At 63.0% G+C, this 6,381-nt stretch carries 4 protein-coding genes; 2 read left to right on the plus strand and 2 right to left on the minus strand.

The window, feature by feature from the left end; genetic code table 11:
- The first annotated feature begins 51 nt into the window (after positions 1–51).
- Both bshB1 and VFO93_RS01265 read left to right on the plus strand, forming a co-directional pair.
- The gene (gene bshB1 / locus VFO93_RS01260) at positions 52–777 is read left to right on the plus strand and encodes a bacillithiol biosynthesis deacetylase BshB1 (protein WP_325132491.1); all 726 of its coding nucleotides are present in this window, start codon (positions 52–54) and stop codon (positions 775–777) included.
- 72 nt (positions 778–849) lie between these two features.
- Positions 850–2,637 carry an OstA-like protein gene (locus VFO93_RS01265; RefSeq protein ID WP_325132488.1) on the plus strand — a complete coding sequence of 596 codons (1,788 nt, stop codon included), beginning with the start codon at positions 850–852 and terminating at the stop codon, positions 2,635–2,637.
- 3 nt (positions 2,638–2,640) lie between these two features.
- On the opposite strand, the gene VFO93_RS01270 is transcribed toward VFO93_RS01265, so the two are convergent.
- Both VFO93_RS01270 and VFO93_RS01275 read right to left on the minus strand, forming a co-directional pair.
- On the minus strand, positions 2,641–5,046 hold the full coding sequence (locus VFO93_RS01270; RefSeq protein WP_325132489.1) for a sugar-binding domain-containing protein: 2,406 nt from the start codon (positions 5,044–5,046) through the stop codon (positions 2,641–2,643).
- 154 nt (positions 5,047–5,200) lie between these two features.
- The gene (locus tag VFO93_RS01275; protein ID WP_325132490.1) at positions 5,201–6,217 is read right to left on the minus strand and encodes a glycoside hydrolase family 43 protein; all 1,017 of its coding nucleotides are present in this window, start codon (positions 6,215–6,217) and stop codon (positions 5,201–5,203) included.
- Between the last annotated feature and the right edge of the window lie 164 nt (positions 6,218–6,381).

The raw sequence follows: 6,381 nt of genomic DNA on the forward strand, positions 1-6,381 counted from the left end.
CGTTAAATCCTAAAAATCCGTTTGAATCTGCGGTCTGGTTCTGAAACTGTGGTGAAACTAGATATTTTGGCCCTCGGGGCCCATCCCGACGACGTGGAGATGTCGTGCTCGGGCACACTGCTGGCGGCCGTAGCGGCGGGCAAAAAGGTGGGTATTATTGATTTTACGCGGGGCGAGCTGGGCACGCGGGGCACGCCCGAAACCCGGGCGGCCGAGTCGGCAGCGGCTAGTAAGATATTGCAGCTCAGCGCGCGCGAAAACCTGGGGCTGCCCGATGGGTTTTTCAAAAACGACCGCGAGCACCAGCTGCCGCTCATCGCGGCCATCCGGCGCTACCAGCCCGAGGTGGTGCTCTGCAATGCCATCCGCGACCGGCACCCCGACCACGGGCGCGGCGCGCAGCTGGCTACCGACGCCTGCTTTTTGAGCGGGCTGCGCATGATAGAAACGCTTGATGCCGACGGGCAGCCGCAACAGCCCTGGCGGCCCAAAAATGTGTACCACTACATTCAGGACCGGCAAATTGCGGCCGATTTTGTGGTGGATATTACGCCTTATTGGGAAGGTAAGTGGGCGAGTATCAACGCTTACGGCACTCAGTTTTTCAATAAGAATGCCGACCCCAGCGCGCCGCAAACCTACCTCTCGGGGCAGACGTTTTCGCACTTCATGGAAGCCCGTGCCCGCGAGTTTGGCCACCTGATAGGGGTAGAATTCGGTGAAGGCTTCACGGTGCAGCGGCCGGTGGGCGTGCGTGAATTGGGCGATTTGATTTAGACAGAGCGCCCGGCACTACGGCGCGAAGATGCGCGTTAGCCCGGCACTGCCCGCCGTACCTTTGGCCCCCGAATGCCGCTCCTTCGTTTTTTAAGTTTCTGGTTGTTGCTGGCGCTGCCGGCTTTGTCGCTGTACGCCCAAACCCGGCCGGGTGCCACCCCGCCGGCCCGCCGGCCCGCGCAGCCCGCCCCCCAAACCTCGGCCACCGCTACCCAGCCGGGTACGCCCGTGAAGGGCACGCCAGTGCAACTGCTGCCCGGCACCCGCGAGCTGCAAGGCGGCGTGTTCAACGGCGTGAAAATCCGCAAGCTGCTCGGCAACGTTAGCTTCAAGCAGGACGACGTGTTTCTGTATTGCGACTCGGCCTACCAGTACCTCGACCGCAACGAGATTGAAGCGTTTAGCAACGTGCGTATTGTACAGAGCGATACCGTGACCATCACCGGCGACCGGGGCTTTTACGACGGCGACCGGCGCACGGCCCGCATGATGGGCAACGTGGTGATGCGCGACCCGCGCATGACGCTCACTACCAGCGCCCTCGACTACAACCTTACCAACCAGACCGCCTACTACACCACCGGCGGCCACCTCACCGACCCGCAAAACGTGCTCGACAGCCAGCAGGGCTACTACGACACGCGCAGCAAGGTCTTCCGCTTCCGGCAGGATATTCACCTGGTTTCGACCGATGCCAAAGGTGCCCAAACCGACCTGCGCACCGATACGCTGACGTTTAACACCATCACCAAAATCGCGTACCTCGACGGCCCCACCCGCATCAAGGGCTCGCAGAGCAGTAACCTCTACGCCGAAAAAGGGACGTACAATACCATCACCCGCAAGTCGGATTTCCGCTTCAATGCCAAGCTTGAAACGCCGGGCTACCTGCTCGGCGGCGACCAGCTGGCGTATGATGAGACGCGGCAGGAAGGCTTGGCTACCGGCCACGCCTCGCTGCTTTCCAAGAAAGACAACGTGCTGCTGCGCGGCGACGTGGGCCGCTACTGGCGCACGCTGGGCCGCACCAAGCTCTACGGCAGCCGGCCGGTCGTGCGCAATATTTCAGGCAAGGATACGCTGTACCTGGCCGCCGATACGCTGCTGAGCGTGGAGGCGCGGCCCACCAGAGTGAGCCAGCGCCCGGTGCTCTATGCCTGGCCTAAGGTGCAGATATTCAGGGGTGCCATGCAGGGGCGGTGCGACTCGCTGACCTACGACCGGCAGGACAGCATCATCTACCTCAACCGCGACCCCATCCTGTGGCAGGCGCACAACCAACTGGTGTCCGATTCGATGGAAATCCGGCAGAAGCGCGGGCAGATTGACCAAGTGCGGTTGTTTTCCAAGGCGTTTGTCATCGACGAGGACACGCTGCACAATTTCAACCAGGTGAAGGGCCGCAACATTCTGGCTTATTTCAAGCAGAACCGCATCAACCGCATCGACGTGCTGGGTAATGCCGAGAGTATTTTCTATGCCCTCGACGGTGATACTGTTACGACGGGAGTGAACAAGTCGCTGTCGGGAACCATCCGGGTAAGTTTTCAGGAAAATAAAATAAATAAAATCAGCCTTTTGGCGAAGCCAGAAGCCGCTTTTATCCCGCCCCACGAGCTGAACGAGGACAATACCCGCCTCAAAGGCTACAACTGGCGGCCCACCGAGCGGCCCACGCGCCGCTCGGTCTTCGGTAAGCATTTCGCCAGCGACATCAAAAAGCCGAAGGCCAAAGCCAAGCCGAAGCCCAAGGCGAAAACGCCGACGAAAAAAGGGAAGGCGGCCCCGCGCTCGCGCAAGCCCGCCTCCCCCAAAAGGCCAGCGGCAGCGCCGAAAGCGCCCGCCGCCAGTAAGCGCTAATACCTATTCAGCCCGCAGCGCGGCGCTCGCCGAGCGCAGCCCCGGCGCGGTGAGTTGCACACCGATGGGGCCAACTCCGGTGGCCTGCACGTACACCAGCAGGCGGCCTTGGTGGGCGCGGTGGCGCGGCGTGGTGGGGTTGTCGTGGTTGGCGAGGTCGCCGTTTTCGATGCCCAACAGGCGCGCGGGGCCGGTGAGGGCTACTATTATTTCGTCATCGGCGGTGAGGACGGGGTGGCCGGCCTCGTCCACAATGGCTACTTCGAGCTGGGCCAGGCCGCGGGTTTTGGCGGGTAGCGTGCGGCGGTCCGGCGTAAGCTGGATGGCGGCGGGCGCGCCCACGGTTTGCAGCTTGTGCTCACTGACTACCTGGTCGTGGCGGTAGCCTTTGGCCGAGAGCTCGCCGGCAGCGTAGGGCACGTCCCAGGTGGGCTGATTGCCGGTTTTGCGGCCCAAGGACTGGCCGTTGAGAAACAGCTCGGTGGCCTCGTTGGTGGTGTAGGCCGTTACGCGCAACTGGCTGGCGGCGGGCCAGTTCCAGGTAGCGGTGCCGCGCTGGCGGCGGGTGGGCGCGGCCCCGGCGGCGGGCGCTTCGGCGGCTACCAGGTAGAGCATGGGCGCGGTGGTCCAGAGGCTTTGGCGCAGGTAGTACTCGAGCTTGGGGAAGCCGGCCATGTCGAGCAGGCCCGCGCCGTTGGCGCGCTGCGGCCACTTGCCGGCTTCGCCGAGGTAGTCGATGCCCGTCCAGAGGTACTGGGCCGACACGTAGGCGTTGGAGTCCACGGCCGCCCAGGCGCTGCGGGCCATGCCGTTTTCGCTGCCGTAGATAACGCGGCTGGGGTACTTGGCGTGGTCTTCGGGGTAGCGAAATTCCTGGTAGTTGTAGCCCACGAGGTCGAGGGCGGCGGGGTAGTCGGTGAAGTTCGACATCACCACGCCGGCCAGTGCCGCCGTGATGGGCCGCGAGGGGTCGGCCTGCCGGGCCACGGCCGCCAGGCGCTTCGCAATCGGGCCCATTTCGGCGGCGGGTGGGTGGGTGGGCAGGTAGCCCTTGCCGTAAATCTGGGGGTTGCGGCCGGTGTTCAGCACCTCGTGCGAGTAGGGGTCGTTGGGGTAATCTATCTCATTACCAATGCTCCACATAATGATGCTGGGCCGGTTGCGGTTGCGCAGCACCATGTCGCGCAGGTCGCGCTCGCCCCACTCCTTGAAGTACTCGTGCGGGCCAAACTGGGCGGGCGTGCCCACGTTCCAGCCGGCTACCCACTTGTTTTTGCCGTGCTCCCACTCGTCGAAGGCCTCGTCCATCACCAAAAAGCCTAGGCGGTCGCAGAGGCGGTAGAGGTAGTCGGCGTGCGGGTTGTGGCTCATGCGCAGCGAGTTGCAGCCGCCCGCCTTGAGTAGTTTCAGGCGGCGCTCCCACACCTCGGGCGGCACGGCCACGCCGAGCGCGCCCGCATCGTCGTGGATGCACAAGCCCTTGAGCTTCATGTTCTCACCGTTCAGGAAAAAGCCTTGGTTGGCGTCGAAGCGAATGCTGCGCACGCCTACTTCCTCATTCACCTCATCCACCGGCTGGCCCGCCACGGCCAGTGTAGTGCGCAGCCGGTACAGGTTAGGGTGCGCCACCGACCACAGCGCGGGGTTCTTGATGGAGAACGTCAGGTTGGCAGTAGTGTCGCCTTTGGGCTTGGCTGAAATCGTCTGCTTGGCGGTGGCCACGGGTTGGCCTTTGGCATCGAGCAAGGTGCTTGTTACGACTACGTTTGCCGCTTTGGCCGCGCCGTTGGTGAAACTCACCGCGACCTTGCCGGTGGCCGCGCTGGCGCTCACGGTAGGAGTAGTAAAGGCCACACCCCAGGTTTTGACGTGCACCGGCGCGGTGGCCAGCAAATACACGTTGCGGTAGATGCCCGAGCCGATGTACCAGCGCGAGTCGGCCGCCTCGTGGTGGTCTACTTTCACGGCCAGTACGTTGGGGCCGGTGGCCCGGAGGTAGGGCGTGAGCTCGTACTGAAACGAGGCGAAGCCGCTCGGTCGCTTGCCCAGCGAGTGGCCGTTCAGCCACACCTCGCTGTTCTTCGATACGCCGTCGAAATAGATGAACACCTGCTTATTGCGAAAGCCGGCGGGCACCGCGAAGCTCTTGCGGTACCAGCCCACACCGCCCGGCAAGAAGGCGGTAGCGCTGGCCCACTGCTCGCTGTACGGCCCTTCGATGCTCCAGTCGTGGGGTAGGTCGAGGGCGCGCCAGTCGCGGTCGGTGGCGCTGGCCTGCTCGCTGCCGGGCACGTCGCCGAGGTGAAATTTCCAGTCGGTGTTGAAGGAAATTTGCTGGCGCTGGGCCTGGGCGGGCGGGGTGGCCAGCAGGCCGGTCAGGGCTAGTAGCAGGAGAGGTTTTAGGGTCATTGAGGGGTAGGAAAAGGAGAGGAAATAGTCAGGAAGTGTTGAAACAGTCATGCTGAACGCAGTGAAGCATCTCTGCCGCTTCATCCAGAGTAGGCAACGAAGCGATAGAGATGCTTCACTGCGTTCAGCATGACAATCAGTAAAAGGCTATAAACTAAGGCCGGTACGCCTTACCCAGCACCAGCTTATCGCCCGAGAGGTCGACCTCGAACAGGTGCGGCACGCGGTGGTAGCGGCCCTTGATGTCCTGGTGGCTATGCAGCACCAGCAAGTCCTTGCCCTCAAAGGTGCGGAACAGCATGCCGTGGCCGTAGTTGGGCGGCGTGATGGGCTGCGGCTCCTGCTTCCAGGGGCCGGCCAGCGTGCCGCTGGCCGAGTAGGCTACGCCCTGCGTGTACACGTCGTATATCCAGCTGGTCCAGAGCATACCCAGCTTGCCGGTTTTGGTGCGAAACACCCAGGGGCCGTCGGTTACTTTGTTGGGGCGGATGGGGCCGGTGCGCGGGTTTTCGCGGCTCCAGGGCGCGGCGCTGGCCTTGAATAGAATTTGGGCCGGGCCGGTGGTGCCGCTCAGGTCGGGCTTTAGCGCGATTTTCTCCACCGTGCCATCCTGGTTTTGCACCCACTCGTGGCAGTAGAGCAGCCAGGGCTTTTTGTCTTTATCAATCCAAAACGTACCGTCGAGCGTCGATTTGTTGGCCGGCAGGTAGGTAGCGTCGCCCGCCGGGCGGTAGGGGCCGGCGGGCTGCTCGCTCACCAGCAGGTGCACGGCGCGGCGCTCCAGCGTGCCGCCCTTGTCGGCGTCAATCTTGAGCGCGCGGTTGGTGAAGGTGGCGAAGTAGTAGTACTTGCCCTTGTAAGGGTGGATTTCGGCCGCCCAAATCATGGGGTTCGGGCCCATCCAGGAGGTAGTGTCGGGCTGGGCCACCTGGGTGGGACCGGTCCAGCTTTTCAGGTCTTTGCTTTGCCAGAGCAGCCCGCCGGTGCCGGTCATGTAGTAGGTATGCGTGCGCTGGTCGGCCATAATAAATGGGTCGCTGAGCCGGATGGAATCGAGCGGCACGTTTTGGCGCACGGCGGGTAGGGCGGGCTTTTGGGCCTGGGCAGCCAACGGCAGCAGGGCAGCGCTGAGGAGGGCCAGGGTGGGGGATAATATTTTGGTGGGGAGCATGAAAAGGAAGTAAAAGACTATGGATGTGGTGGTTGGAATTATGCGCTGCCCAGACGTGGGCGCCTCACCCCCCGGCCCCCTCTCCGAAAAGGAGAGGAGCCGACCGTCAGCAGACGTAAGTAGTCGTTGAGTAATCGTCAGGCTCCCCCTCTCCTTTTCGGAGA

It is taken from the genome of Hymenobacter sp., assembly GCF_035709525.1.
Classification (GTDB): domain Bacteria; phylum Bacteroidota; class Bacteroidia; order Cytophagales; family Hymenobacteraceae; genus Hymenobacter.